The sequence below is a fragment of the Calyptranema fuscum S582 genome, from assembly GCF_055793305.1.
Genome location: NZ_JBSLYH010000063.1, coordinates 1 through 24,155 on the forward strand (window position 1 = coordinate 1; position 24,155 = coordinate 24,155).

A 24,155-nucleotide genomic window follows, 5' to 3' on the forward strand; every position below is an offset into this window, starting at 1 on the left:
ACACTGGATTAAGCACTGCCGCGATCAGATTAGCCAGCTTGCCCCATCCAAAACGCCAGTGGGTTTGGGGTGGGTTTGGCGTAGGGCCAATGACGCAGCAAGTCTTCCTGACCGGCTTGCCAAATCGGCGGTTCTAGCCCCAAGCCCAGACAAAGATGGGTCAACACGGTGGCAAACGCTTGCGTGTGCCCTGGAGAGCCTAAGTGCGCATGGGCATATTCGTGGATCACTAACCCCAGCCAGTCATGTCGCATTACCCGACCGACATCAATTAGCAGGGTGATCGGTTGGGTTTCTATGTTACATAGACCGTCAATGCCAAACGACTGCTCCAAAGGCGCAGCCAAAATTTGTAGCGATCGCCGTTCCCACGAATGAAAGCAGGCATGACACGCTTCTAGATAGGTATTGAGTTCGGCATTCACTTGATCGATTGCCGTGCCAATCCAACGACACACGTCAGGCTGACGACTGAGGTCAAACACATCGACCATGGCAGGTTCTAAGGCAAGTTGCTGCACACGTTGAAGGTAAGCTACCCCGTAGGCAGCAGGTTCGACCGCAATCTGGCTTTTATCAGGGATTTTATTAGCAACGTCACCAGCCAAAGAGGGAGTAATCTTTTTGGGATTCAAGTGCATTTTGAACTGGCTCAGCAGCTACCACAGCAAGGTCGGCTTCATCGGCATTAAAATCGACGCCAGACGCGTCTTTAATCCGAAATTCTGTACACAGAGATGCCGTACTGAAGCCACCAAACCGCTTCACAGTGCTGCTACGCAGGCGCAGATTGGGGTTGACAAACCAAAACCGCTCGACCGAACTCATGGTTTCATATTCAGTCGTCAACACTAGCCCACCGTCATCATCGAGGTGATAGTAGCCCACCACGGGTACGATTTCGGCATAGCCTCGTTCACGAATTAAGCGCCCTTGTCTGGGGTTGTCGTCATCGGGCACAAGGGCAAACACCGTTGATCCCTGGTGGTTTTCATCGTCCTCGCGATCCCACGACATCGACCCTTGCCAATTGACATAGGCTCCACCGATCGCCAACTGGGGGTCAATTTCATGGAGGGTACAAATTTCAATCACTTTGGCATGATCGGGCGAAAGGGCTTCTACCCAAATCTCCGAATCTCCGGTTTCTGATTGTCTGAACGGGAGATGATGAGTCGTCCGTTGCGATCGCCATAGCCCCGCACTCAGACGGAAAAAATCCATTGCATCCATAACGTCAAATCCAGTATTGCCCTGATCCATGATATAGCGATATTCGGCGTTGCTGATTTTGGGGATATATTTGCGCGTAAACCCTTTGGTTTTGCGGGCAAATTCATGCCGCTATTACAGCGATTTGCGATCGCTTAAAACCAGGTTAGTGTTGCAAACACGAAATTTTGCAACATGGGGGTTTGGGGGCTGCGCCCCCAAAAGGGGGTTTTACCCCCTCCACCCCCTTTAAAACTTTTAAGTTGGTGTACTAGGTGCGTCATACGTCTGGCAAGATCTCAGGTGCAAACATTTCCCATAACGCCCGCGAATAGGGTCTAAACAACGCGGCATAGTCTGCATCCAGCTGTTCGGTCAACGCCTGCCCCAACAACCGTAGCAAATGCCGCACCAGTTCCCACCGCACTCCCAGAGGCGGATAAAGCATGACACACAAAGGAAACAGCTCGTCTTGCAATGCTGCAATATTGCCTTCCAACACGCAGAGACATAGATAAACCTGAAACATTTCCACATCTCGCAGGCTAGACACGCGCACCGAAGGAGAGCTGAGCAAGCCACTATAGCTTTGATAGGCAGGATAGATTTGCAGCACCCGTTGACAAATGCCCCTGGCAATCTCACTGCTAAGAGGCAACAGTTGCCGCACAGCGCACAATTGGGGCGCATGGTAGTTGTGGGTTGCCGCTGCCTCATAAGACCGATGCAATGGCATATAGAGGTGATCGTCAATGACTTTGAAATAGGCACTGAGCAACTCACGTTCCACCGGAGAGAGCAGTTCCAATAGCATCTGACCGCTATAGTGAAACTGCATACTGACAAAGCCCAGCACTCTGGGGTCTTGAGCCGTATATTTTTGCCGAATGCGCCCGACTTCTGGAGCAATGACCACCGAAAGCCGTCCGGGTGGGGCAAGTGCCGTAGCCGGAGTTGCCCCTGCTGTTGCCGACATTTGAGTCTGACTCCCGCCCAACCATGCCAAACTCTGCTGAGTCGGAGCCTGTTCGGCATAGACATTGAGCGTTTTTTCAAACAGATAGCGTGTATCTTCGGCAATTTGCCACGGATCGATTAGATCGGGGTTGATGCGGTGCCGCTGCACCTCTTTGACCAGCAACGATTCTGTTTTCGACCACGATTGGGCGCTGGTAAACCGTAGCGATTGTTTTAATGTCCCAACTGTTCGCGATCGCCCCTCTCCAGAGGTTACTGTGGATAAGTCATCCTCGGTTGTGGATGCGGAATCAGACCCATCATCCTGGAGATTTTCGACGTATCGCTTAGCCCACAGTTGAGCCAGAGACTGCCCTGACGAATCTTGAACAGTTTCTAAATCTCGCAGGAATTCAGATTCAAACGATTGGTTCATGGTGATAAAGTTTACTCTAATCTTGTCCCCCTATCGCTATCCTATTCATCGGGCAACCGTTGAGCGTACATTCTTCTAAGTTTTTTGGGCGCAGCGTGGCGTGCCCCACCCCAAAAACCTCAAATCCCCATCGCCTCTATGCCTCTTCCCCATGACCCCTGATAGCGCTGCCACCGTCGATCGCCAAACCTTACTGGCTTCCATCCCCAAGCAATGGGAGAGCAAGTTTAAGGAAGAATTGGCGCGATCGCCCCTGATCAAACTGGTCACAATTCAGGTTTCGCAACAACTGATTGAAGCTTATCGGCATCGACTTGAAACGGCTCTACAAACAGCCGAATTAGAACCCCGAAAAGTGCGATCGCCCTACCTCGACATCAAAGACGGCAAAGACGGCAAACCCACCGTTAGTCTGACTCGCATCGGCGAAACCTTCCACAAACCCATGGCTGCCACCGAAGAAGAAGTCGAGCACATGTTTAAAATGCTCAACTTCTGGAAATCGTCTGCCTCTTACATGTGGTTTGACCTGACCAAAATGGCATTCACCGAAATGGAAAAAGACATGGGTCAGGTCGCTCTGCGCGAAATCGATCAGGAAGCCCAGCTCAAAACCCTCTATCGCTACATTTTTGACGAAGCCTCCGACTCGCTTACCTCTAGTTTTTCTAGAATTTTGCAAGTCTACATCGACCGAGCCGTACAGCTCATTCTCACCCAATTTGATCTGCCCAACAAATCGCTACAAGAACTAGAATGGCTGTCGGGCTTAGGGCAAAAGACGCCCCACCAGATGCCCTACACCAGTCCCGATCTATTTGCCCACAGCAGCACCAATACCTTTGCCACCTGCAAACTGCTCTGGGAAAGCGTCAACATTCTGACGCAAAAAACAGACCTGCTGTGGCAACCCGACCCCGACGGCAAACTCGCCTACACCAGCACCCTCAAAGATGGTCGTGGCAAGCTAATTTTTTGGGTGACAGACAACCCCGAAGAACAATATCCCGAAGCCCTTGCCGGAGAAGCTGCCCTGGCAGTGATCGAAACCTTCGACATTCGGGCTGCCTGTATGCACCTGATCTATGCCGCCCATGTGACAGCGTTAGATCGACCCTGGGAAGAAGAATTTATTATCGACGATAGCCAAATCTCGTCGTATCTGGGCTTAGACAAACGCAAAGATCTGAGCAAAGAAAAACGCTTGAAATTGATCGAGCGCATTTCCGAGCAACCCGCCCAAATTTTGACCTTCCTGCACTGGTCGCAACCGGGCAGCAGTGAAAGTTTTTACGTCGAAAAAAGTCGGCTCTGGGAAGTGGCGATCGGCTACCACGGGCAGCGCGATTTTTTCGGCGACGTCAAATGCACCGGGCTGACCATCCGCTGTCGGGCAGGCATGTGGGCAAAATACTTCCTCAACAAACGTGGCTCTGAAGAAGGCAACGCCTTCTACCAATATGGAGTGATCTCAAAAACCTTACTGCAAACCATCACCAGCGTCTGGCAACATAGCGAAGGGGCAGCTCGCATGCTGGCATGGCTGTCTTTCAAAATTCGCACCGGCACCAACCAGATGATCAACACCCTGACGCTAATGGAAGTTGCCTATGGTGCCGAAAAAGTTTGGGCAGCGCAGCAAGAACGCGACTTACGCAACCGCCTGGTGAATGTTTGGGATACAGATCTGCGTGTCTTGTGTGAAGTGGGCTGGACGATAGAATTTGACCCCCTTACCTACCCCCCCGACATTCAACCCGAATGGCAAGACGGAGGACGCAAACGCACCCGCAGACCCAAAGGATTTTGGGAACAACTTTGCAAGAGTCAATTACAAATTCATCCACCCAAAGAAATTGCCGACGGCATTGCCAGACTTCAGCGCAGGCGCAAGCCTACAGAAACATTCAACGACGCTGTCATCAATGAATCAATGCCAGCGGCACCGACGCTGATGGAACTGAGCCGAGTGCAACCGATGCCGCTGACCGGAGAACAGATTCGCACGGCTAGAGAAGCATTGGGTTGGAACCAGGCCGAGCTGGGCAATCGCCTCAGTCGCACCAAGATGTGGGTGAGCTTGATTGAACGGGGCAAACGCAGCATCAAACCCGAAGATATAGCCCAACTGCGAGACGTGTTGAAACTCTAGCGTTGTGATAGAGATCAACGCTCTACCTCTTTGCCATCACAAAAAAATATAGATCGATATCAAGATTTGCGCTGCTAAGACTCACCGTCGGGCAGGGCTTCAATCACGTCATGAAACGGAAAAAACCGTGATGATACATTCATAAGCTCAACAGACAAAACAACGTTTCACACCTCAACGTTTTGTTTTTGTCCTCTTCCATCGTCACAAGCTCACATCTTTAGGAGTTACCGCTCATGACTTCCACAACCCCCCTGCAAGTTGCCAGACAAAAACTGCAAGCCGCCGATGTTCCTTTCCAGTTGCGCGTTACCTATTACTTACGCGTCACTTGTGCTCAACTCGATAGTCGAGACATCAGCTATGCCAACTTGATGCGGGCGTTGTTTAGCTATCATCCGGAATGGTTGCAAACCTGCCAGGTTACAGCCATGGGCAGCCTGCAATCGAGCGATCGCACTATTAACGAGCTATTAAGCCCCATCGCAGATGTCCATATGGCAGATTTGTTTACCGATGACTTCATGCCAATGGCAGCATAACTTTGAAATCCTCACATCGTTTAGTACTCACACATAGACGACATCGCCTGTATTAAAGAAATCGTGCGAGTGTTGCGCCCTGGTGGACGAGCATTTCTGGCAGTACCAGACAACTGCTTGGGTCCCGACGAAGAACCCGAACACGTCCGCAAATATAGCGCCGAAAGTTTGCTGGAATTACTCAACCCCTTCGGCTTCGTGGTCATGGAAACATTTCGCGATGAGTTTTTGCTAACCGAAGAAGACGGCACAGAACACATGGTTTCTCTACCGACCATTTTGGCTGGGCTATATATCTAGCAAAAAGCGATCGCCCTAACAACAGATTATTAATAGAAGAATCTAATTATTTTGGATTACATTTAACTAAACGTAATCGATATAAATTGATTGCAGCTAATTACCAATAATATAATTTTTTACTTTAACTTTAGAGAATGGTTGAAACGTGTTCAGATGGGATATTTTAGACACTCTCTGTTCCCCCCTAAAAAAGGGGGGAACTGTGTTATAAAGTCCCCTTTTTTAGGGGGACTTTAGGGGGATCTAAGACACCATCACTCGATGCGTAAGACTTTTCAAATACTCTCTGAGGAAAGAGGAATTTATCCTTTTTAAAAGGAGTTTTCCGAACTATTTTCTCTATCTAGTTTGAATCGGATATTGCTCCCGATACTAATTTCAAGATCTCCCGGATATTTCGTTATTATAACCAGGAAAAAAAGCGCAAAAATAAAGATCCAAGTAATGCGGACTATAGAAAAGAAACAAGAAATTCTGTTCTTAGAATATTTCGCCAACATCCGATCTTCCCTCAAGAAAATAAGTACTTTTTTCTTTGAAAACACCAAAACGAAAAAGACCGAAGCTTGTCTTGGACAAGCTTCGGTCTCTTAAGAAGTATTTAGTTTGATCAATTTTTTAGGGCAAAAGTTCCCTAAGCTAATAGTAGCTTTAAAGAGGTGAGAGATCAAATTATTATTAGCTAATAATTATTGTGCTTATTGGAAACCTAAGAAAATTTTTGGAAAGTCCTATCTATTGATAGCAAACTGTTTAAGATCCCCCTAAATCCCTGCGCATTTACGCCGCTGTGCTAGAAAAAAGGGGGACTTTCTCTAATAGCTATCAGCTAACAGCTATCAGCTATTAGCTCTTTAAACTCTTCAATGCCGCTGCCACTACACCTGTATCAGCATCTTGCGCCAGTTGGATCAGCGCTTCCTTAGCCGTTGGATCAGTGAATGGCTTGAGTGCTTGCGCCACCCTCATCCGAATGCTGGCAAGTTCTGAATTGACCAATCTGAGCAAAGCCACTAAGGCATCAGGATTTTGCGTGACATTGGGCAGTGTGGCAACGACATCAAGCGCAATTTCTTTAACAATAGGATCTGTGTCGGCAAGAGCCACGATACAGATAGACAGCAACTCGGTGGGGCTGTCCATTTCGACCAGAGCTGCCAAAATGCTGTGGCGCACGATCCAATTTTCGTCTTGCTGAAACACCGAAACCAGGTGAGGCACGGCTGTGTTGCCAAATAGGGAAAGCGAGTTGGCAGATTCGGCTCTGACATTGGCATCAGGGTCAGTTGTGAGCATTTCCAGCAACGTTGTAAACGCCTCTGGAGTTTGATGTTTACCCAGACCCATCGCCGACAGGGCGCGGACGGCAAAATGTGGATCTCTAACGCGACTGATCAGAAGTGGGACGGCTACATCGGGTTCATAGTCTTTGAGAGCAGCGATCGCTTTGACGCGGTACTGAAAATCTGGATTTTCTAACCCTGTTTTGATTTCATCGATTTGCATAACAGAACAAATATTGAGGTCATATCGCTTTCACAACTTCTACAAATTGTAGGTGGGCAGTGATAGGGCAAATGATCTGCGACCTGCGACCTGACCAGCAGCAACGGTTGAAACGTCCAGCATTCAAACCTTTTGTCTGTAATGTAAGTAGCCAATTTCATAATTCTTGATACTCTCGATGGCGATCGCATATGAAGATGAGAGGGTGCATAGCGCTGATGCAGCTTTTGCATATCTCCATCGATATCCGGTCTGTTGAGGTATTTTGTGCAGGCTCTGCCTCTACAAAAAGCCTTCCTGAATCAGCGCTTGCAAAGCTAGATTTTTGTAGGAGGCAGTCATCTTGCGACAACAATATCAAGTCCGTCAATCTTTTGAAGACACCGCACCTATCGAATTTTGGGGCAAACATTCTGAAGCCGAAGCTGAAATTGTCATTCGGGCAGTGTATCGGCAAGTTTTAGGCAATACCCATGTGATGGAAAGCGATCGCCTGCGTTCTGCCGAGTCATTACTCAAGCAAGGCAAAATGACCGTTCGCAATTTTGTTCGTTGGGTTGCCAAATCCGCGTTATATCGCAGCCGATTTTTTGATAATTGTTATCCACTGCGCACAGTGGAATTGAATTTTAAACATCTTTTAGGGCGGGCTCCTGAAGACTACGACGAATTAGTCGAGCACAGCATTCTTTTAAATACACAAGGGTTTGAAGCAGAAATTGACAGTTACATTGACAGTGCCGAATATACGAGTGCCTTTGGAGATAATGTTGTACCCTTTTGCCGGGGCTATCAGTCGTTGCCCGGCATGAAACTGATGGGATTTCCCAACATGATTCAGCTGGTTTGGAGTGCTTCCAGCAGTGACATCGATCCAAAATCAGGCAACCGCCCCCGGTTGATGCATTCGCTGATTAGCAATACTCCCTGGCAACAGCGGCGCACCGGACCGAGGTTTGTGCCCCAAACGTACTATGGTGCAACTCCTTCACCCTCAGTTTCTTCATCGCCTACTAGTAGCACCGCTCCATCTGATGGTGAACAAGATTTATGGCAACACTCGAAAGACCAAGAAGCGGAAATCGCTAGCTTACAACGGCAGTTGACGGAGTTAAGACCCTTTGCCAATATGGGCGCATCCATCACTCGCCAGGGTCAATTTGCCAGTGCAGCCGTGGTTGAACCTCAGTTTGCGGCGATCGCCCCCCTGACTCAGCCGGTGAGCGCATTGCAACAACGGATCGATGCCCAAACAGCACAGATCAAAGACCTACAGCAACAGGTGGCAGAAGCGCGATCGCTATCGATGGTAGCGGAATCACGCTTGAACAAGTGGCGACAAAAGACCTTCTTTTAGCCCCTGATCTAGTGTTGTGAACCCTAAATTTTGCAACATGGGGGGTGGGGGCTACGCCCCCACGCAGGGGTTCCACCCCTGCACCCCGTTGTCAAACTTTTAACTGGGTCTAATAGTCCATCGAAATCCACAACGCTCAAAATTACGCAAATAAAAGCCCCGGTCGATGACCGGGGCTTAACATTTTTAGGAGAGATCTCAAACGACGGACGAGATTGAATCGTTGCTACTACCAGGTCGCAAACTCAACCTCTAGCTAACGGCAAACGCAGTTAACACCGTTAAAGACACCAGCAAAAAGGCGATCGCACCCTGGAATGCATAGCTTTGCTGTTGCTCAAGAGACGGAAACTGGGCGAAGTAAACCGGGGGTTCTACCGCGTAGTTGTTGAGTTGACCTTCTGCGTTAGTGGTATACATAGTGACTTTTCCTCTATAAGAAATTTAGTTAATAACGAATCAGATAGATGAGATTGAAGTGTTGCGATGACCCGATCGCAAACTCAACGTCTTAGCTGACGGCAAATGCGGTTAACACCGTTAGAGACACCAGCAAAAAGGCGATCGCACCTTGGAATGCATAGCTTTGCTGTTGCTCAAGAGACGGAAACTGGGCGAAGTAAACCGGGGGCTCTACCGCGTAGTTGTTGAGTTGACCTTCTGCGTTAGTGGTATACATAGTGCGCTTTCCTTCGTAGTTGTTTTCGTTTTGTAACCTTATGTAAATTAATGTAACAATTTCGTTACGAACTGTCAACTGTTTTTTGCTCTTGTGATATATAGACTGGTTCTTACTCTCATAAGCATTGCTGAACACCTTTAGGATCACAAATGAATTAACCTGTAATCCTTTGAGAGAGCGACGGCGGAGCCGTCGCTCTCTCAGACAATTAGGCTTTATTCAATCCACGACCCTTAACATCGTGGATCTGATCCGCCCAATGGTTGGTTGAATGGGTCAACCTCCGTAGAGCCGCAATTAATCACGGCTTTACAACAATCCTTGACAATTTAGGTGTTTCATCCAAATTGAAATCTTTTACAATGGCGTCAACCGATCTTTTGTAAACCTATGCACTTCATCCGATCGGCACCACTTCCCAGCGATCGCCACATCCCCTCTCCACGCTGGGACAGATGGGACACCTCTTAAAGTGCTCTAAGGAGTTTTTAACAATGGAATCTTTTCTTACCCAGGCAACCGTCGTTGCTGAACTGGTCAGCGTTGGCTATGTCGTTAGTTCCTTTGCCAGCTACGCCCACCGTCGCATCAATCAACCCAACCGTTGGAGATCTCAAACTCCCACAACTCCGGTTAAAGATGCCCCAACAGACCCACAACCCTCTTCTCGAAAACCGACCCCGGTTGAGCTGCTGCGGCAGCAATGCCAGAAAGCCGGAATCAAGTGGAGAAATGCCCACGGTAAAAACAAACATCTCAAAAAAGCAGAGATGATTGCAGCCTTACAACATCTCGAACAGACTCAACGAGTTGCTGAACCTCAACGTCAATACGCTCAATCTGCGGTGACTCATCAACGCGCCGCATAAACCAGCAACCGTTCTAGCCTTTAGCTCCAGATCCTTGATCTGGAGCTTTTTTAGGCGTTGCTTGGGAATGGGAATTAAATAACTCCGATGATTTGTTGTACGGGCGAACGGCCGTTCGCCCCTCCAAACGATCCAATATTCGATCTTATTTAATCCACGATCCTTAACATCGAACGAAGATTTTGATATCGATTTAAGCGTTCGTCTGAAACATTACAACGAACAGCACAACACCTGGCGCTCCCGCAAAAAAGCTTCCTGATTGGGATATATCTGAAACATCTGCGTCATGCTAGTCAGTTCAAGAATCATTTGAATTTGACCTTTGACGGAAGATAACGCAAGTTCTCCCCCATATTCTTTGACTAACTTCAGCATCTTAGTCAATGCCCCCAGTCCTGAACTATCCATGAAGGATGCATATTGAAAATCAATCAGCAAGGTCTTATGCCCGGTTGCCAAGCAATCTCCGACCCATTCCGTCAGTCTACTTGCGTTATAGGCACTCAAAATTCGTTCAGGATGAAACACTTCAACCGCAGTTAATACCTTGCTCATGGTGATATCCCCCAATTCTCAACAATAGTGACGCTCAGGATCGTAGATGGCATCAAATCCATTGGTTTGAGAAAGTGACGGTATCGCCATCGCTCTCTCAAAAAGAAGTATGGTTCTACGCAATCTAGTTAGGACATCGGGGGGGGTGGGGGCGGTGCCCCCACGCAGGGGTTCCACCCCTGCACCCCGTCCTAACCCTAATGCGTACCGCTATACAGGTTAATGGATCTGTGATTCTCGATAAAAAAATAGTATTTCTTGCTCTCAGTGCCAGCTATGGCGAAGCAACGGATAGTTTTTAGTCTTTCAAGGATAAGTAAACCTGTATCCGTATCTTCCACGGATCTAATGCCACAGGTCTTTATAGAACTTCGCAATTACATGACCTGGGGCTGACAATATTCAATTTCACGTTGAACGAGGCATCGTCCGTTTAACGTGTTTGTGGGTATACATTAATTGATCAGCCTGGGTTAGCATCTGCTCTAACGAGGTCGTGAGATTGGCATGGCACACCGCTAAGCCAATACTCATGGATAGAGAATAAGGAGATTGATGGCTGTGATTAAACAGGTTGACACTCTCTTGCAACCGCGTTACCACATCATCTCCCGTTGTACACCCTGGAACAAATACTGCAAATTCGTCTCCGCCCAGTCGAGCAACAACATCTGATTCACGAAAGGTTTGTTTTAAGACTTGAGCCGCATCCACAATAAAGCGATCGCCCATTTCATGCCCTAATGCATCATTCACTTGCTTCAGCCCATCCAGATCGATAAACAGCAGGCAAACGGACGTATTCACACGACGAGCCAATTTCAGTTGCTGCTCTGCCAATAAGAGAAATCCACGCCGATTATTCAATCCGGTTAACTCATCGGTGATCGATAACCGCTGAACGATCGCTTCTGCCTTTTTTCGTTCTCTGATCTCTTCGCGTAATTGGGTATTGGCAAACTCCAGGTCAAGGGTACGGTCTTGCACCCGTTGCTCCAGTTCACTATAAACCTGGACATTTTCCAAGGCGACTGATGTAGTATCTGCCAGTGCCTGAAGCACTTCAACTTCTTGTGCCGTCGGTTGGTGACGCTCTGCCCAATACACGCCAATAGCACCAATGGGGTCTATCGCCCGAATAGGCACCATGGCTAGACTCTTAACAAAGGTGGGTTGATACGCCGCAAATGGGATGCGTTCATCCCCATAAATGTTTTCAATGACAACCGGCTGACGATTCCGCATCGTCCAACCGCCAATACAGATCTGCATGGGAAACCGTTGTCCTTTCCAGAGGGGTGCGATCGCATCTTCATCTGCATAAAAGCACTGGTCTTTATCTCGCAAAACAAAACTCGCGCCATCGGCATGAGCCAGTTTTCGGGCGGATACTCGCACAATTGCCATGATGGTTTCTAAACTACGGGCAAGGGAAAGTTCTTGCACAACCGTAATTAACTGTCTCATCGCTCGAACATAAGACGGAGAAGGCGGGTCGGGTTCAGAAGAGGGAAGCGTTTGCATAGCAAAAAATCATCGAAAGACCTGCTCATTCAGACGCGATATTGATTTTTGGCATGAATTTGAACGTAAAACCAAAGGTTTTGCGTTTAAATTCGTCCCGCCATTCAGCAATGCCGCTCATTCAGATGGGTGGGGAGATAACAAACAAAAAGCAGGAGCACAGCACGTTGGGGCATGCTGAATGTTAGATATCTTTTTTATAAAAATTTTTAATTGCACGAAATATAAGCTTGAGAGAGCGCCGCGCGTGGCTCTCTCAAACCGCAATCTAGCCAGACGCGAAGCGCTATGGATAGATTTTTGTACTTAAATCATAAAAAAAAAAATTGCCAACTATGAATACGGAATTTACTGAGTTTTACGTAAAACTCCTTATCTCAATTCTTCCTATTCACGTTTTATTACAGTCACGTCTTACCCCATTTAGAGCGTATCCAACGGGACAGGCCGTCGGTTCGATGCTGACTTCGCAAGGCACAAAAAAAATCCCCTCAGCTTGGCACCTGGGGGGAAGGTTGAATCATGAAGTTGGCTAGGGAGGAACTATGAAACCTGGAATCTTTAATACTGAATGCCGCGATAGCTGAGCTTTGCGGTTCGGTGACCTGTCATGGGAGCGGATGAAGCGAGTTTGACAGAATTACCACGGTACAAACCCAGAGTTTCAGTTTCGGTGGTTTCAGTGACGGTGTTGGCAACGGTGTAGTGGTTTCCTCGGTAGCTCAGTTGCATTGCTGTGTCCTCTTTGTTCGCTTGGCTGATGAAATTAATAATCCCGTTTTTCCCCCGTCAGCGAAGTGATAGCAAGCATAAAAACCTGTGATGCTCAAAGGTTCTCAACGTGATGCTATAACGGGGGTGCCAGTGATCTCTATGCAACCAGCATGAGATCTAGATCACTCTTACAAGATCGATTTTATAATCATCAAACTCTTACAGCACAACGCTTTTAGGCTTGTGCATCAGCCCCGTTAACGGGGCTGATGCACAAACTGGTTTACCGGCGATCGCGTTTTCTTATAGCCCTAGGCGGCTACTCAACGGCACGAGTTCACCCGCGAGGGTCAGCCCCAACCGCATAACTTGCCGGGGTTGAATCAGTTGACCTGTAACAGCACATCTTTCTTCGTGCTGTGCGATCGCCTCAAACGTCGCTCGAATATCTGACCTGGATAACAACTGCGATCGAGAGAATTGATATCTACCCAGGGCTGGCTGCTGCTCTACAAACTGCCAGAGCACGTCTCGGATGAGGGTCTGATAGCCTTGCTCTCCAGACATTTGTCGCAATCGTTCCTTCAGTTCAGGTTCCAGTCGGATACTCGTCACTTGCATTTCCGTAGTGGCACCTCGTTTGCGTGTATCCATAACCGAACATCCTAATTTCAAGTCAAGAGTGGACAATCCAATACTACAAGTGTAGTATTTAGACAGTCAGCTTTGTAATACAAATACTACAAACTTCCATGATCCGTATTCTTCTCGCCGCCTTACCCAGTGCCATGCAGTGCCGACCACATTACGGTTCAGGCAACGTATCGGTGCTGTTTGCGTTTGCGGGGACATATCGGTGGATCGACGGTAAATCCGCCAGTGAAGGAATTTTGGCAGAAATGAACGGATGGCTCAATCCGGATCACTTGGTCAGTAGCGGCAGGTGCAGGGCAACCCTGACACCCATATAGGGAAACCCATACTAACTTCCCCAACCCCCGCCTCTGACCACCAGGAGCGGGGGTTGTTTTTTGAGGAGAAAACTCATGCAGACTGAACAGCGACAGAAGATTCCTATACTTCAGAACCAGGTAGTAGTGTTCTCTAAAAACTACCTGCCGCTGGCGCGAATTAACATCAAACGGGCTATTGTGCTTCTGGTCACGGGTCAGGCAGAGTCATTAGACTTCAGCAGCACTCAATATTGGGAAGTGCGATCGCCCAGCATCGTACTACACGTTTCTGAGCACATCCGCTTAACCAGTGGCAATCCAGAGCGGCACTGGAAAGTGCCTCCGGTCAATCGTCGGGAAGTCTTTCGCCGCGACCACCACACCTGCCAATACTGTGGCAGCACCAAACATCTGACGCTCGATCACATCATTCCTCGCTCTAAGGGCGGAACCCATACCTGGGAAAACGTTGTGACCGCTTGTGAAACGTGCAACTCCCGTAAAAGCGATCGCCTGTTACATGAAACGGGAATGGCACTTAAAAGCAAACCTAAAGCACCCATCCATCCGGCGATCGCCTTTGCCGAGCAGTTCTGGAAAGAACAGCACCCTGTCGATACCTGACCTCAAGCCAAAAAGGAGGCAAGACCGATGTTGAAGCTGAACTACACCGAAGTCGGGCTACACATGGAACGAATCATGTCTGCCCCTGAACTGTTAATTGCCCAGCGTGTGATTTTGGCAATGCGTTTAGGGCAAGCGCTCCATGTCGAATCGGGTCGTGCCTCCTTTCTCCTGCCTGCTGATATTCCTGCACTAGAAGGGCTAGAGATAGCCTTGCAGCAGGAATATCACGCAACCGCCACCCTGATGCCGGTAGATGACGAATATGTCGAAGTCAGCCTGACGGGTAGTTGGGTTGCCGAAGCTAGAGAAGCCCACGAAGGGATGTTCTTGACGGTGATGAGCGATCGCACCGAATTCTTCATCTACAAACTGTGGCAGATGAGCAATGCTCACACGTCTTCCCTGGCATAACGGGTCAGCATTGCTTAATATCGGGATGCATGTAGTGTGGGTGCCGCGCTCCGCGCGGCACCCACACACATGTTTGACAGGATGACTCGCTTCTTCCTTGACCATACAAATTGAAACATACAGGACTGCGGTCTCAAGCATCTGCCAAAATGTCGCAAAATAAAGCGTTTGTGCAACCGATTGCCGCTCAAATGCCCCAATAACCACAGCCATAAGCTGAGCTAATTTACGGAGCTACTGTTACACATTTACCATCCCATATCTAGATTCACAGGGAAATTACTGAAGCGAACCCGTGATCCCACCGCAATGATAGGGAGACATCATTTCATCCTGACAGTGAGTTCAGTGAATGCCCCCCAGAGCAGTCATTTCTCCACTTTCAGAAATTTTCCCTGAAAATTTTTAAGGTGTTCACTATGTCTACCGTTGTCGTTCCCGCTGCCAATCAATTGCGTGCCGAGTTAGGGGATTTTAGCAGTATCATTTGTTTCAAAGCATTAGTAGTTGGAACTGAAGAAGTCTTGGGCGAAAAAGCAGCGGCGATCGCTCTCATTGGCGCAGGTCGAAATCGTGGCAAGCAGGTTGCCGAACAGCTCGGTCTTACAGGCAAAGGTCTGGCAGCCGAAAACATGGTGAGTCAACTCCAATCAGCCTTGGGTAAGGATGGCACACGACTTTGCATTGTCGATAAAATTGTTGAGGCTGGAGAATCCATCGTTGTGTACTGCCGGGAAACTATTTGTTCGGCAGGTGAACCCCAAGGATCGCCGCGCAAACTCTCTTTTACGCTAGGGGCAGTTCAAGGAGTATTGGAGCAAGCGACAGGCAAGCGTCTGCGAGGCAAGCAAACCGAGTCCGTTTTGCAGGGTAGTTCTCACGATGTGATTGAGTTCGAAGTGATTGGATAGATCTGATCCCCCGCTATCGTATTCGCAACGTTTGCTTATTACCCTCACGATTTACAGGAGTCTCTCATTGTGGCAATTAACACCGAAAAATTAGGTGCTGTCTTACAAAATTTTGTCACCGCAACCACCGATGTTCAGGGCGCAGCCCTCGTCACCCCAGACGGCTTACCCTTAGCCGCATCATTACCCCCAGCTATGGATGAAGAGCGGGTATCAGCCATGTCTGCTGCCATGCTTTCTCTGGGTGAACGGATTGGGCAAGAATTGGCACGTGGTAGTGTTGACCGCATCTATGTTGAAGGGGATCAGGGCTATGGCATCCTCACAAGCTGCGGAGAAGATGCTGTGCTTTTGGTGCTAGCCGATCAGAAAGCCAAACAAGGCGTTTTGATGCTGGAAATTAAGCGGGCAGTTTCAGAAATCAAACTCATTCTCATGTAAACAGCTGGCGTTTTATCCCATGTATGAAATCCCAGTGTTGTGGTGGCGCGGCAGAGCCGTGCCACCACAACACTGGGATTTTATGCAACAGTACGCAAACAGTCTGTGACAGGGTAAGAGAAAGTCGCTGTACACTAGCGGAATAGAGTGACCTGCTTTAGCTGTGACAAACGTTATCTCATTCTTTAATCAAGCCGGGGGAACGGGTAAAACCACCCTGGCAATGAACTTAGGGTATGCCCTGACGCAGCAGGGGCACCGCGTTTTGCTGGTGGATATGGACCCGCAATCGTCGCTGACTGTATTTATGGGGTTGCAGCCCCATGAGTTAGACCATACGATTGCCCAAAGTATTTTAGACCGGCAACCGCTACCGATTCTAAAGGGCATTCATCAGATGGATTTGGTGCCCAGCAATCTCACATTGAGTGCAGCCGATGTCAGGTTGGCAACAGCGATCGCCAAAGAAACTCGGCTAAAAAAAGCGTTGTCTCCTGTTTTACAAGACTATGATTTTGTCTTGATTGACTGTCCACCCACCCTGGGAGTGCTCAGCATTCTGGCTCTCGTCGCCTCCACCCACATCCTCATCCCCATGCAGACTCAATATAAAAGTTTCGTCGGGCTGGATTTGCTCCTGGGAACGATTAGCGAACTTCAGCAAGAAGGAGTTGCACCCGATTTAAACATAGCGGGCGTGATTCCAAACTTGCACGATCGCACGGCTCAAAGTAAAGAAATCTTAGAAGCCGTAACAGAACAATTTAGTGGCGTTGCACCCGTCTTTCCGCCAATTTCGCGTGCGGTTGCCTTTGCCGATGCCTCTATGCAACATCTGCCTTTGGGGCTTTATGATCCCAAACATTCTGCCCTTACCGCCCTAACGACCATTTCGCAGAGTCTGGAGTCTTTGTAGTGGTAACTCGTAAACGCACCCCTAAACCTGAATTACGCAATGTTGCAGCAATTTTAAACCGGGAAACACCTCCGCCCCAACCCAAATTGCAACCGCAACCCCATCTCACACCCATTGACACGATTCAACTTCCGACCCAGCAACCACGCCGCTTTTTTGATACTGAGACACTAGCGCAACTGGTGCAGTCGGTCAGAGAGTACGGCATTTTAGAACCGTTGCTGGTTCGCCCCCTTGTCAATGGCACCTATGAACTCGTTGCCGGAGAACGACGATTGCGGGCAGCAAAAGAGGTGGGGCTGGAACAGGTTCCTATCATCGTGCGTGAGTTGGACGATCGCCAAGCTATCCAGGTTGCATTAATCGAGAATTTACAACGGGAAGACCTGAATCCAGTAGAAGAAACGGATGCCATATTAGATTTACTGGCACTAGCCCTGGATGCCAAACGAGAGGATGTCGTTTCGTTGTTTTATCAGGCACACCACGCAAAACATCGGGGTCAGGAATTGGGACAAAACGTTTTGTCCCAACTAGAAACCCTACAAACAGTAATGGCTGAAGTCGGTCGATTTACGCTCGATAGCTTCCGCGCTAGCCGTCTCCCACTGTTGAATTTACCTAAGGATGTCTTAGATATTCTTCGTCAAGGGAAATTAGAATACACGAAAGGTCAAGCGATCGCCCGCATCAAAGATGAAAAGCAGCGAACCGGGTTGCTGAAGCAAGCGATCGCCAAAAAATTGCCTCTGAGTGAAATAAAAACCAGAGTGCAAGCCTTAAAAACTGAACCCGAACCAACCCCCGAAAAAATTGTTGCCCAACGATGCACCGAAATTGGCAAACGACTCCAGAAAAGTACAATTTGGAGCGATCGCAAAAAACGAGATCGGATTACGAAGTTGTTAGATGAATTGGACAGGCTGACGGCAACCGAAGGTTGAAGTAGCCTTAAGCAACTATTTGATCTACAGAGGTTTTCAGCGCTGTTGATTTGGGCGATGAAATTTGGTGTGAGTGCCGCGCGGAGCGCGGCACTCACACCAAATTGACGATCTCCCTATTTTTTTCTTTAAATGGGTACTCTTAAAAACAGGGATTTCAAAATCATCCGTTCTACCGAACGAATTTTAGTGATACCAATTTAATTAGCGATCGCACCAGATCTCGTAGGGGCGCATCGCGATGCGCCCTTACAGAAAATGGATGTGCCGTGCAGTCTGTTTAAATCGGTATGATATTACCTCACGCCATCGAGTTAGGGCAGGTGATGGGTCGAACCGACCACAGCACCATCCTAGCTCTACGCTGTTCGAAAACAGGCTGCGTCTTGGCATCATCGGGGTCATATCGAAAATTTGTGGAGAGAACGCTACAAGGTTTATCTAGTTGTGCAGACACCAAATTTTGCAACGTGGGGAGTTGGGGACTGCGTCCTTAACTCCTCCTCCAAAACGTTGGGTGGGGTGTACCAGAAAACCTACACAACTGATTTATTCATCTACCCGTATTACAACTAGCCGTGCAATGTCGGTACAACAGCCGATCTACGCTGTTGGTTCTGAATTTGAGAAAGCCTGATGCTTGCACTATGAGCGTAAAAAACTGGAGAGCAACAAAATCAGTATGGACCCGTTTCGTCGTATTATCTTTTCCCGCACATTTCCTACCTATTTTAATTTGCCAATCTGGCGATCGCTGATTCAAACTGGCTATGCCACCTCCCAACAACTCCGACAAGCATGGCAAACGAGTCAAACCCTAAAATGCTCTATCTTTGAAGCCCTGGAAACTGAAGTTGGCAAACCGCTTTCAGTCCAACAGCAAAACTATTATCGCCAGCAAGAACGACTAGAACTTAAGATTCTTCATGGTCTTGAATGCTTTGATCCAGCCTGCCATCCAGTAGACTTTGCCTGGATCTACCAATGCCTGCAACAGTTAATTCCCCTCCATCTCTGCGATTACCATCATCTCGTGCCACTCTGGCAAGATCAGGCTGATTCATCTCAACTCTGGGTCGGAATGGTTGAGCCGACCAACCAGGAAGCTACCGATAGCCTGAATCACATTTTGCAGCAACAGGGGCTCGTTCTGCGGCAAATGGTAATCACGACAGAAGACTTCTATCATCTCTTACATCAGATTTTAGACAGGGTGCCAAAATCTGATACGTCCCAGATCCCGGCTCTGTTTGTTAAACCAACCTCTGCTATTACAGGAGGATGGCGATCGCCCCAACGAGCCTCCCCCCTATCACCCCATAAATTAGAAGAGCCACTGCCTGACCTTGAGACCCTGGAAACCCAAGAATTTGACCTATCTAACCTACCAGCCCCAATCAAAATTACCAGCCCAGAAGTTGATCTGTCGGCGGCATTGCAGGCAGCTGCCTCCCATCCCGTTGTGTCACTGGTCAATATCATTCTCTACAAAGCGCTAAGAGAGGGCGTTTCAGACATCCATTTTGAACCTCAAGAAACCAGTCTTCAGATTCGCTTTCGCAAAGACGGCATTTTGAACCTGGGTTGGTCGCCTCTGCCCCACACCTCAACCCCTGCCATTACTTCTCGCCTTAAAATTTTGGCGAACCTGGATATTGCCGAGCGTCGGATGCCCCAGGATGGTCAGATCAGCCTGAAGCTGCAAGATCAAAAAGTCGTGCTGCGGGTCAGCACCCTTCCGACAGCCTATGGCGAAAAGGTCGTGATCCGGATCTTAAAGAGCGAATCCACCGACCTGGTTCTCGATCGCCTGATGCCCGATGCGACGATTTTACAAACGTTTCGAAAGATGATTCGTTCTCCCTTCGGGTTGATTTTAGTCACGGGTCCAACAGGTTCGGGCAAAAGCACAACCCTCTACGGGGCGATCGCTGAAAAAAATAGCCCCAATATTAATATCAGCACCGTTGAAGATCCGATCGAATATACGTTACCCGGCATCTCTCAAGTACAAGTCATCCGTGAAAAAGGATTGGACTTCCCTAAAGTATTAAAAGCGTTGATGCGTCAAGATCCAGATGTAATTCTAGTGGGTGAAATTCGCGATCAAGAAACTGCCAAAGTCACTATTGAAGCTGCCTTAACAGGACACTTGGTTTTTAGCACCTTACATACCAACGATGCTCCCAGTACAATTATTCGGTTGCAGGAGTTGGGGATTGAACCCTTCAGGGTTGCCAGTTGCCTGCTCGGCATTCTCTCTCAACGGCTGATTCGACAGGTCTGCCCGACCTGTCGAGTTGCCTACCACCCTAACAAAAGTGATTTACAAGCCTTACGGCAGTTTAATTTGACTGGTCCCGAAGGCGTGATCTACCGAGCCAATAGCTTATCTCCGGAAGATATTCAAACTGCCCTAGACCAAGGAGACGACGTTTGTAGCACCTGTAAAGGGGCAGGCTATCAGGGTCGGCTGGGAGTATTTGAACTGATGGTTCTAGATCGAAATCTGAAGGGATTGATCCTGGATGGCGCATCAATTGATGATCTGCGAGATGCAGCCCGAGCATCCGGTATGAAAACGTTAGCCGATTACGGTTTGCAACTCGTGGCTCAGGGCAAAACCACGCTAGAGGAAGTTGAACGAGTTGTGCTCAGTAGTTTGGCAGAAACACCGTCTAACTCGTGGAGCCTTCATGATCGAGGTCTTTTGACAGGGTATGCCAGTTTAAATGCCAGCTCTAAACATTCTAATTCTGAGCCCACATGTCTGGATGAACGCTCTCAACAACTGCTGTCACTCATCCAGGATATCCTCAATCATCCCGGCATTCCGCTGGAACATCGCTTCCGCTGGACATCCCAGGCTCTCCACATTATTCAACACCCTTACCCTCATGAGCCCACCTTTCCCAAGCGATCGCCCATCAGTTTAATCGACAAATTACGCGATAAGCTGGCACGCTTGTAATCACGAGGTAACGAAGTTTGAAGCAATGAAGTTCAGCGTGAAACCAAAGGTTTCCCACTGAACTTCATTGCTTCAAACCTGCCCCTGATGGCGATCGCAAATGTCGTCCTTATCTTTTTCCTTAAGAGCCTAAAAATTGGTTGTTCTGACCTGCAAGGGGTGATTTCATAGCTGTTATGGCAATCAATTCATGTGAATGGATGCCAAACTTAACGCCACTCATTTGGGAGTCGTCACTCATGTCTTTGTCAAACCCCCTACACATTGCCAGACAAAAACTGCAAACGGCAGATGTTCCATTTCAACTGCGCGTCACCTACTATTTGCGGGTGTCTTGCATAACCCTCAACACTCCAGAAAACAGCTATAGCAACTTGCTTAAAGCGTTGTTTAGCCATAATCCAGACTGGTTAAACACCTGCCAGGTTACCCCCATGGGTAATTTGCAATCAAGCGATCGCACCATTGACGACATTTTAAGCCCTGTTAAAAATCTACATCGGCTAGACCTGCTGACAACGTCCATGAATGCCATGCAACCAAGCGATCGCACCATTCATGCACCATTGAATCCCTTCGCCGATGGGCATACTGCCCGCCTATCGCCACCTCAAGCCAGTCTCCTATCAGCATAAGTGGAGATACGGTTCGTACCTTTTTGGTCTTTCTCAACGCTCAGACCCCTGATTCAACAAGCGTTCAGAAACAACGGGATACACCAACTTGTGACCCAGATCTCTTTCTGACAGACTTTAAATCACTGATTGATCAGTTGCAACGTCACCACGGTGTTGCTTAAACATCACAAGGATTCATGTCTGTTATCACTTCGCTAAAAGAGAAAAAACGAGATTATTAATTCATAAGCCAAACACCCCTGAGGAAACGTCCATGCAACTGAGCTATCGCGGCAACCACTACACTGCCTCTACGTCCAGCACCGAAACCACGGAAACAGAAACAATTGGTTTATACCGGGGTAATCCTGTCAAACTCACTTCATCTGCCTCAATCACAGGTCCAATGACAGGTCATCGGGCTGCCAAGCTCAGCTACCGGGGTATTCAATACTAAAGCTTTCGTCTTAGCATCTCCTAACGTCATAGCCAATCTCATGCTCCCTTCAGACGCCAAGCTGAAGGGATTTTTTTAGTCCTATCGCAGTCGAAGGGTTAATGAGGACAAAGGTTGTGTGAGAACCCGCGCTCCGCGCGGGTTCTCACACAACCTCCTGATTTACTTGTCTCAGTCGTCGGCAGTGTTGATTTTTTGCGCCCAAAGGGCGCAAAAAATCAACTCTCTGGATCGGTAGTTCTAAAAACTCAGACAGGCGATCGCCGCTTGTTTCTCGTTTTCTGTCACTTCGAGATAGCGCGACAATTGATCTAAGCTCTTATGTCCTGAAATACACGCAATATCTTTTAAGGGAACCCCGGCATTTTTCATCAGGGTGAGTGCCGTTCGTCTGAAGCTATGGGTTCCTACGCCTTCGATCGCCAAGGCTTCACAAACCGATTTCAGCTCATTCCAGGTTGCCTGCCGGGTCAGATGAGGATGCGATCGCCCACCATTACTGGGAAATAGATATCCCGATTTTGGTAAGTTAGCAGCCGCTAACATAGCTTGTAACTTCGGATGTAACGGCACCTCTCGGGCAACATCATTCTTGGTTTCCGTGAAGGTAATGTGCCCATCCCGTAAATTTTCGGCTTTCAATGCGATCGCTTCACCCATGCGACAGCCCGTATAGGCAGCAATGGCGATCGCCAATCGATAAGGCTCTCTTGCACACCTTAAGATCTGCTCAATCTGTTCGCCCGTTAAAATGACGGCTTGACCTTTACCATTTACCTTTGCCATAGCCCCATCCCTACTTGCCACCCCTTTATTATAATTTGACGTTTTGTATTAAACGTAAACGAAAGAATAAGGATTGTATCGACTTGATCGGAGTAATTCCGGATAGTTCACGTATGCTTATCAATCAACATCGAACAGCGATCGCTAGAACCCTGATAATATCGTCGTTCAAATTTGATTCATAAGTTTTGCTAACATTATTGCGAACATTAAAGATTCTATAAACTCAATCGTTCGCCCTATCCGTATTGATCTCAATCTTTGATTTTTCCAGGGTTACTAGATCACCCTCTCCCTTCCCATTCATGCGTAATTCCTGGACACTTCAACTCGTTTAACCCCGCTTGAAGCACCTAATAGCCATTAGTTTTACGGGAGTGCCTTTACCCCGACTTCAAACCTGAGATCCGTGCGTACAAACTTCCCGCAAGTTCCCTGAATTCCATCCATATTTTGCCGATGTTTTCACTCAACCATTTCAACCGCCCTTTCTTTTAGATGGAGGTATCTCACGCAATTAGGAGAGATGACGATGTCAGATTCTAGTGGAATGGTTGATTCGGCAGGCTATGGTGGAACGGTTGATTCGGCAGGCTATGGTGGAACGGTTGACCCTATCGTGCACTACAATCAGGGGATCGGAAATGGGGCAGAAGGCGGAGATCCAGGAAAGTCTCGCCCCCACGGTGGCAGCAATGACGAATTAGGACAAATGCCAGGTTCCAACTATGGCAAGAAAAGCGGCGACGTGCTGATCGGTTCAGCCGGTAATGATACCTTGGTTGGGAGTTGGGGCGCAGATCAATTTGTTTACAGCACAGGTCAAGTTTTCAACAAGAAGGATATCGGCGTCGATACCATTACAGATTTCATGACGGGAACAGATAAAATTGTCTTGAGCAAGACTACCTTTAGTAGCTTGAAAAGCATGGTTGGCGACGGGTTCAGCATGGGAAGCGACTTTAGTATGGTTGCAACAGATGCAGGTGTCGATCGGGCAAGTGGTGCGATCGTCTACAGTGCTGAATCACACAGCTTGTTTTACAACCAAAATGGTAGCGCTGGTGGATTAGGCTCAGGCGCTAAGTTTGCCACCTTATCCAATCTTGCTCCCGGTGCTGTTTTATCGGGTTCAGACTTCGTCGTTCAAGCATAACGATTACGGTTTTTGAGTGAGAGCCGCGCTCTGCGTGGCTCTTACTCAAAAACTTGTACTTCACACCCTTGAGCATTGCTATATATTTCATTGCAGAGAATGATGTGTTGTGGCGCGGGCGATGCCCGCGCCACAACACATCATTACTTTTTT

Annotated in this window: 27 protein-coding genes; 16 read left to right on the forward strand and 11 right to left on the reverse strand. The window is 48.2% G+C overall.

Annotated features, from left to right (window positions below):
- Positions 1–29 precede the first annotated feature (29 nt).
- From ACR6Z4_RS28190 to ACR6Z4_RS28200, 3 genes are all read right to left on the reverse strand, one after another.
- The gene (locus ACR6Z4_RS28190; protein WP_479720675.1) at positions 30–608 is read right to left on the reverse strand and encodes a hypothetical protein; all 579 of its coding nucleotides are present in this window, start codon (positions 606–608) and stop codon (positions 30–32) included.
- Positions 598–1,233 carry a phycobiliprotein lyase gene (locus ACR6Z4_RS28195; RefSeq protein WP_479720706.1) on the reverse strand — a complete coding sequence of 212 codons (636 nt, stop codon included), beginning with the start codon at positions 1,231–1,233 and terminating at the stop codon, positions 598–600. Before ACR6Z4_RS28195 ends, ACR6Z4_RS28190 begins: the two co-directional genes overlap by 11 nt.
- 259 nt (positions 1,234–1,492) lie before the next feature.
- Positions 1,493–2,605, reverse strand: coding sequence for a hypothetical protein (locus ACR6Z4_RS28200; RefSeq protein WP_479720676.1), 1,113 nt, complete (start codon positions 2,603–2,605; stop codon positions 1,493–1,495).
- 151 nt (positions 2,606–2,756) lie between these two features.
- On the opposite strand from ACR6Z4_RS28200, the gene ACR6Z4_RS28205 reads away from it, so the two are divergent.
- The 3 genes from ACR6Z4_RS28205 (at position 2,757) to ACR6Z4_RS28215 (ending at position 5,599) form a co-directional block, all read left to right on the forward strand.
- Entirely contained in the window at positions 2,757–4,757 is a 2,001-nt protein-coding gene (locus ACR6Z4_RS28205; protein ID WP_479720677.1) for a helix-turn-helix domain-containing protein, read from the forward strand.
- 236 nt (positions 4,758–4,993) lie between these two features.
- On the forward strand, positions 4,994–5,299 hold the full coding sequence (locus ACR6Z4_RS28210; RefSeq protein WP_479720678.1) for a hypothetical protein: 306 nt from the start codon (positions 4,994–4,996) through the stop codon (positions 5,297–5,299).
- Between the two features lie 63 nt (positions 5,300–5,362).
- Positions 5,363–5,599 (forward strand): hypothetical protein, encoded by a 237-nt coding sequence (locus ACR6Z4_RS28215; RefSeq protein ID WP_479720679.1) that lies wholly within the window; start codon positions 5,363–5,365, stop codon positions 5,597–5,599.
- 849 nt (positions 5,600–6,448) lie between these two features.
- Here the strand turns inward: ACR6Z4_RS28215 and ACR6Z4_RS28220 are convergent.
- Positions 6,449–7,108 (reverse strand): HEAT repeat domain-containing protein, encoded by a 660-nt coding sequence (locus ACR6Z4_RS28220; protein WP_479720680.1) that lies wholly within the window; start codon positions 7,106–7,108, stop codon positions 6,449–6,451.
- A gap of 343 nt (positions 7,109–7,451) precedes the next feature.
- On the opposite strand from ACR6Z4_RS28220, the gene ACR6Z4_RS28225 reads away from it, so the two are divergent.
- On the forward strand, positions 7,452–8,465 hold the full coding sequence (locus ACR6Z4_RS28225; RefSeq protein ID WP_479720681.1) for a phycobilisome rod-core linker polypeptide: 1,014 nt from the start codon (positions 7,452–7,454) through the stop codon (positions 8,463–8,465).
- Positions 8,466–8,717: 252 nt separating this feature from the next.
- On the opposite strand, the gene psb34 (ACR6Z4_RS28230) is transcribed toward ACR6Z4_RS28225, so the two are convergent.
- Both psb34 (ACR6Z4_RS28230) and psb34 (ACR6Z4_RS28235) read right to left on the reverse strand, forming a co-directional pair.
- Positions 8,718–8,885 carry a photosystem II assembly protein Psb34 gene (gene psb34, locus ACR6Z4_RS28230; RefSeq protein ID WP_479720682.1) on the reverse strand — a complete coding sequence of 56 codons (168 nt, stop codon included), beginning with the start codon at positions 8,883–8,885 and terminating at the stop codon, positions 8,718–8,720.
- 91 nt (positions 8,886–8,976) lie between these two features.
- Positions 8,977–9,144: a photosystem II assembly protein Psb34 gene (gene psb34 / locus ACR6Z4_RS28235; protein ID WP_479720682.1), complete on the reverse strand. Its 168-nt coding sequence runs from the start codon at positions 9,142–9,144 to the stop codon at positions 8,977–8,979.
- A 497-nt stretch (positions 9,145–9,641) separates the two neighbouring features.
- Between psb34 (ACR6Z4_RS28235) and ACR6Z4_RS28240 the strand changes: the two genes are divergently transcribed.
- Entirely contained in the window at positions 9,642–10,016 is a 375-nt protein-coding gene (locus tag ACR6Z4_RS28240; protein ID WP_479720683.1) for a hypothetical protein, read from the forward strand.
- 213 nt (positions 10,017–10,229) lie between these two features.
- Here ACR6Z4_RS28240 and ACR6Z4_RS28245 read toward each other — a convergent pair whose 3' ends face one another.
- From ACR6Z4_RS28245 to ACR6Z4_RS28260, 4 genes are all read right to left on the reverse strand, one after another.
- Positions 10,230–10,574, reverse strand: a complete 345-nt coding sequence (locus tag ACR6Z4_RS28245) for an STAS domain-containing protein (protein WP_479720684.1) — start codon at positions 10,572–10,574, stop codon at positions 10,230–10,232.
- A 408-nt stretch (positions 10,575–10,982) separates the two neighbouring features.
- Positions 10,983–12,098, reverse strand: a complete 1,116-nt coding sequence (locus tag ACR6Z4_RS28250) for a GGDEF domain-containing protein (protein ID WP_479720685.1) — start codon at positions 12,096–12,098, stop codon at positions 10,983–10,985.
- Between the two features lie 561 nt (positions 12,099–12,659).
- Positions 12,660–12,830, reverse strand: a complete 171-nt coding sequence (locus ACR6Z4_RS28255; protein WP_479720686.1) for a DUF4278 domain-containing protein — start codon at positions 12,828–12,830, stop codon at positions 12,660–12,662.
- A gap of 285 nt (positions 12,831–13,115) precedes the next feature.
- Positions 13,116–13,466, reverse strand: coding sequence for a hypothetical protein (locus ACR6Z4_RS28260; protein WP_479720687.1), 351 nt, complete (start codon positions 13,464–13,466; stop codon positions 13,116–13,118).
- Between the two features lie 98 nt (positions 13,467–13,564).
- Between ACR6Z4_RS28260 and ACR6Z4_RS28265 the strand changes: the two genes are divergently transcribed.
- The 10 genes from ACR6Z4_RS28265 (at position 13,565) to ACR6Z4_RS28310 (ending at position 22,060) form a co-directional block, all read left to right on the forward strand.
- A complete protein-coding gene (locus ACR6Z4_RS28265; RefSeq protein WP_479720688.1) occupies positions 13,565–13,783 on the forward strand; it encodes a hypothetical protein in 219 nt (72 codons plus the stop codon).
- A 75-nt stretch (positions 13,784–13,858) separates the two neighbouring features.
- The gene (locus tag ACR6Z4_RS28270) at positions 13,859–14,389 is read left to right on the forward strand and encodes an HNH endonuclease (RefSeq protein ID WP_479720689.1); all 531 of its coding nucleotides are present in this window, start codon (positions 13,859–13,861) and stop codon (positions 14,387–14,389) included.
- Positions 14,390–14,416: 27 nt separating this feature from the next.
- A complete protein-coding gene (locus ACR6Z4_RS28275) occupies positions 14,417–14,803 on the forward strand; it encodes an alr0857 family protein (protein WP_479720690.1) in 387 nt (128 codons plus the stop codon).
- 419 nt (positions 14,804–15,222) lie between these two features.
- Entirely contained in the window at positions 15,223–15,714 is a 492-nt protein-coding gene (locus tag ACR6Z4_RS28280) for a hypothetical protein (protein WP_479720691.1), read from the forward strand.
- A gap of 69 nt (positions 15,715–15,783) precedes the next feature.
- Positions 15,784–16,155, forward strand: coding sequence for a roadblock/LC7 domain-containing protein (locus tag ACR6Z4_RS28285; RefSeq protein WP_479720692.1), 372 nt, complete (start codon positions 15,784–15,786; stop codon positions 16,153–16,155).
- A 163-nt stretch (positions 16,156–16,318) separates the two neighbouring features.
- Positions 16,319–17,071, forward strand: a complete 753-nt coding sequence (locus tag ACR6Z4_RS28290; protein ID WP_479720693.1) for a ParA family protein — start codon at positions 16,319–16,321, stop codon at positions 17,069–17,071.
- Positions 17,071–18,015 (forward strand): ParB/RepB/Spo0J family partition protein, encoded by a 945-nt coding sequence (locus ACR6Z4_RS28295; protein ID WP_479720694.1) that lies wholly within the window; start codon positions 17,071–17,073, stop codon positions 18,013–18,015. Before ACR6Z4_RS28290 ends, ACR6Z4_RS28295 begins: the two co-directional genes overlap by 1 nt.
- A gap of 682 nt (positions 18,016–18,697) precedes the next feature.
- Entirely contained in the window at positions 18,698–20,986 is a 2,289-nt protein-coding gene (locus tag ACR6Z4_RS28300) for a GspE/PulE family protein (RefSeq protein ID WP_479720695.1), read from the forward strand.
- 239 nt (positions 20,987–21,225) lie between these two features.
- Positions 21,226–21,621 (forward strand): hypothetical protein, encoded by a 396-nt coding sequence (locus ACR6Z4_RS28305; RefSeq protein WP_479720696.1) that lies wholly within the window; start codon positions 21,226–21,228, stop codon positions 21,619–21,621.
- Positions 21,622–21,877: 256 nt separating this feature from the next.
- On the forward strand, positions 21,878–22,060 hold the full coding sequence (locus ACR6Z4_RS28310) for a DUF4278 domain-containing protein (RefSeq protein ID WP_479720697.1): 183 nt from the start codon (positions 21,878–21,880) through the stop codon (positions 22,058–22,060).
- A 240-nt stretch (positions 22,061–22,300) separates the two neighbouring features.
- Here the strand turns inward: ACR6Z4_RS28310 and ACR6Z4_RS28315 are convergent, their stop codons facing one another.
- The gene (locus tag ACR6Z4_RS28315) at positions 22,301–22,846 is read right to left on the reverse strand and encodes a tyrosine-type recombinase/integrase (RefSeq protein ID WP_479720698.1); all 546 of its coding nucleotides are present in this window, start codon (positions 22,844–22,846) and stop codon (positions 22,301–22,303) included.
- Between the two features lie 532 nt (positions 22,847–23,378).
- Between ACR6Z4_RS28315 and ACR6Z4_RS28320 the strand changes: the two genes are divergently transcribed.
- Complete coding sequence (locus ACR6Z4_RS28320; protein ID WP_479720699.1) at positions 23,379–24,002, forward strand: M10 family metallopeptidase C-terminal domain-containing protein; 624 nt, start codon at positions 23,379–23,381, stop codon at positions 24,000–24,002.
- The last annotated feature ends 153 nt before the right edge of the window (positions 24,003–24,155 follow it).

Coding starts and splice junctions, on each gene's coding strand:
- ACR6Z4_RS28195 (WP_479720706.1), bottom strand. CDS start 1,233: ATGGATGCAATGGATTTTTTCCGTCTGAGTGCGGGGCTATGGCGATCG.
- ACR6Z4_RS28200 (WP_479720676.1), bottom strand. CDS start 2,605: ATGAACCAATCGTTTGAATCTGAATTCCTGCGAGATTTAGAAACTGTT.
- ACR6Z4_RS28205 (WP_479720677.1), top strand. CDS start 2,757: ATGACCCCTGATAGCGCTGCCACCGTCGATCGCCAAACCTTACTGGCT.
- ACR6Z4_RS28210 (WP_479720678.1), top strand. CDS start 4,994: ATGACTTCCACAACCCCCCTGCAAGTTGCCAGACAAAAACTGCAAGCC.
- ACR6Z4_RS28220 (WP_479720680.1), bottom strand. CDS start 7,108: ATGCAAATCGATGAAATCAAAACAGGGTTAGAAAATCCAGATTTTCAG.
- psb34 (WP_479720682.1), bottom strand. CDS start 8,885: ATGTATACCACTAACGCAGAAGGTCAACTCAACAACTACGCGGTAGAA.
- psb34 (WP_479720682.1), bottom strand. CDS start 9,144: ATGTATACCACTAACGCAGAAGGTCAACTCAACAACTACGCGGTAGAG.
- ACR6Z4_RS28240 (WP_479720683.1), top strand. CDS start 9,642: ATGGAATCTTTTCTTACCCAGGCAACCGTCGTTGCTGAACTGGTCAGC.
- ACR6Z4_RS28245 (WP_479720684.1), bottom strand. CDS start 10,574: ATGAGCAAGGTATTAACTGCGGTTGAAGTGTTTCATCCTGAACGAATT.
- ACR6Z4_RS28250 (WP_479720685.1), bottom strand. CDS start 12,098: ATGCAAACGCTTCCCTCTTCTGAACCCGACCCGCCTTCTCCGTCTTAT.
- ACR6Z4_RS28255 (WP_479720686.1), bottom strand. CDS start 12,830: ATGCAACTGAGCTACCGAGGAAACCACTACACCGTTGCCAACACCGTC.
- ACR6Z4_RS28260 (WP_479720687.1), bottom strand. CDS start 13,466: ATGGATACACGCAAACGAGGTGCCACTACGGAAATGCAAGTGACGAGT.
- ACR6Z4_RS28265 (WP_479720688.1), top strand. CDS start 13,565: ATGATCCGTATTCTTCTCGCCGCCTTACCCAGTGCCATGCAGTGCCGA.
- ACR6Z4_RS28270 (WP_479720689.1), top strand. CDS start 13,859: ATGCAGACTGAACAGCGACAGAAGATTCCTATACTTCAGAACCAGGTA.
- ACR6Z4_RS28275 (WP_479720690.1), top strand. CDS start 14,417: ATGTTGAAGCTGAACTACACCGAAGTCGGGCTACACATGGAACGAATC.
- ACR6Z4_RS28280 (WP_479720691.1), top strand. CDS start 15,223: ATGTCTACCGTTGTCGTTCCCGCTGCCAATCAATTGCGTGCCGAGTTA.
- ACR6Z4_RS28300 (WP_479720695.1), top strand. CDS start 18,698: ATGGACCCGTTTCGTCGTATTATCTTTTCCCGCACATTTCCTACCTAT.
- ACR6Z4_RS28305 (WP_479720696.1), top strand. CDS start 21,226: ATGTCTTTGTCAAACCCCCTACACATTGCCAGACAAAAACTGCAAACG.
- ACR6Z4_RS28310 (WP_479720697.1), top strand. CDS start 21,878: ATGCAACTGAGCTATCGCGGCAACCACTACACTGCCTCTACGTCCAGC.
- ACR6Z4_RS28315 (WP_479720698.1), bottom strand. CDS start 22,846: ATGGCAAAGGTAAATGGTAAAGGTCAAGCCGTCATTTTAACGGGCGAA.
- ACR6Z4_RS28320 (WP_479720699.1), top strand. CDS start 23,379: ATGTCAGATTCTAGTGGAATGGTTGATTCGGCAGGCTATGGTGGAACG.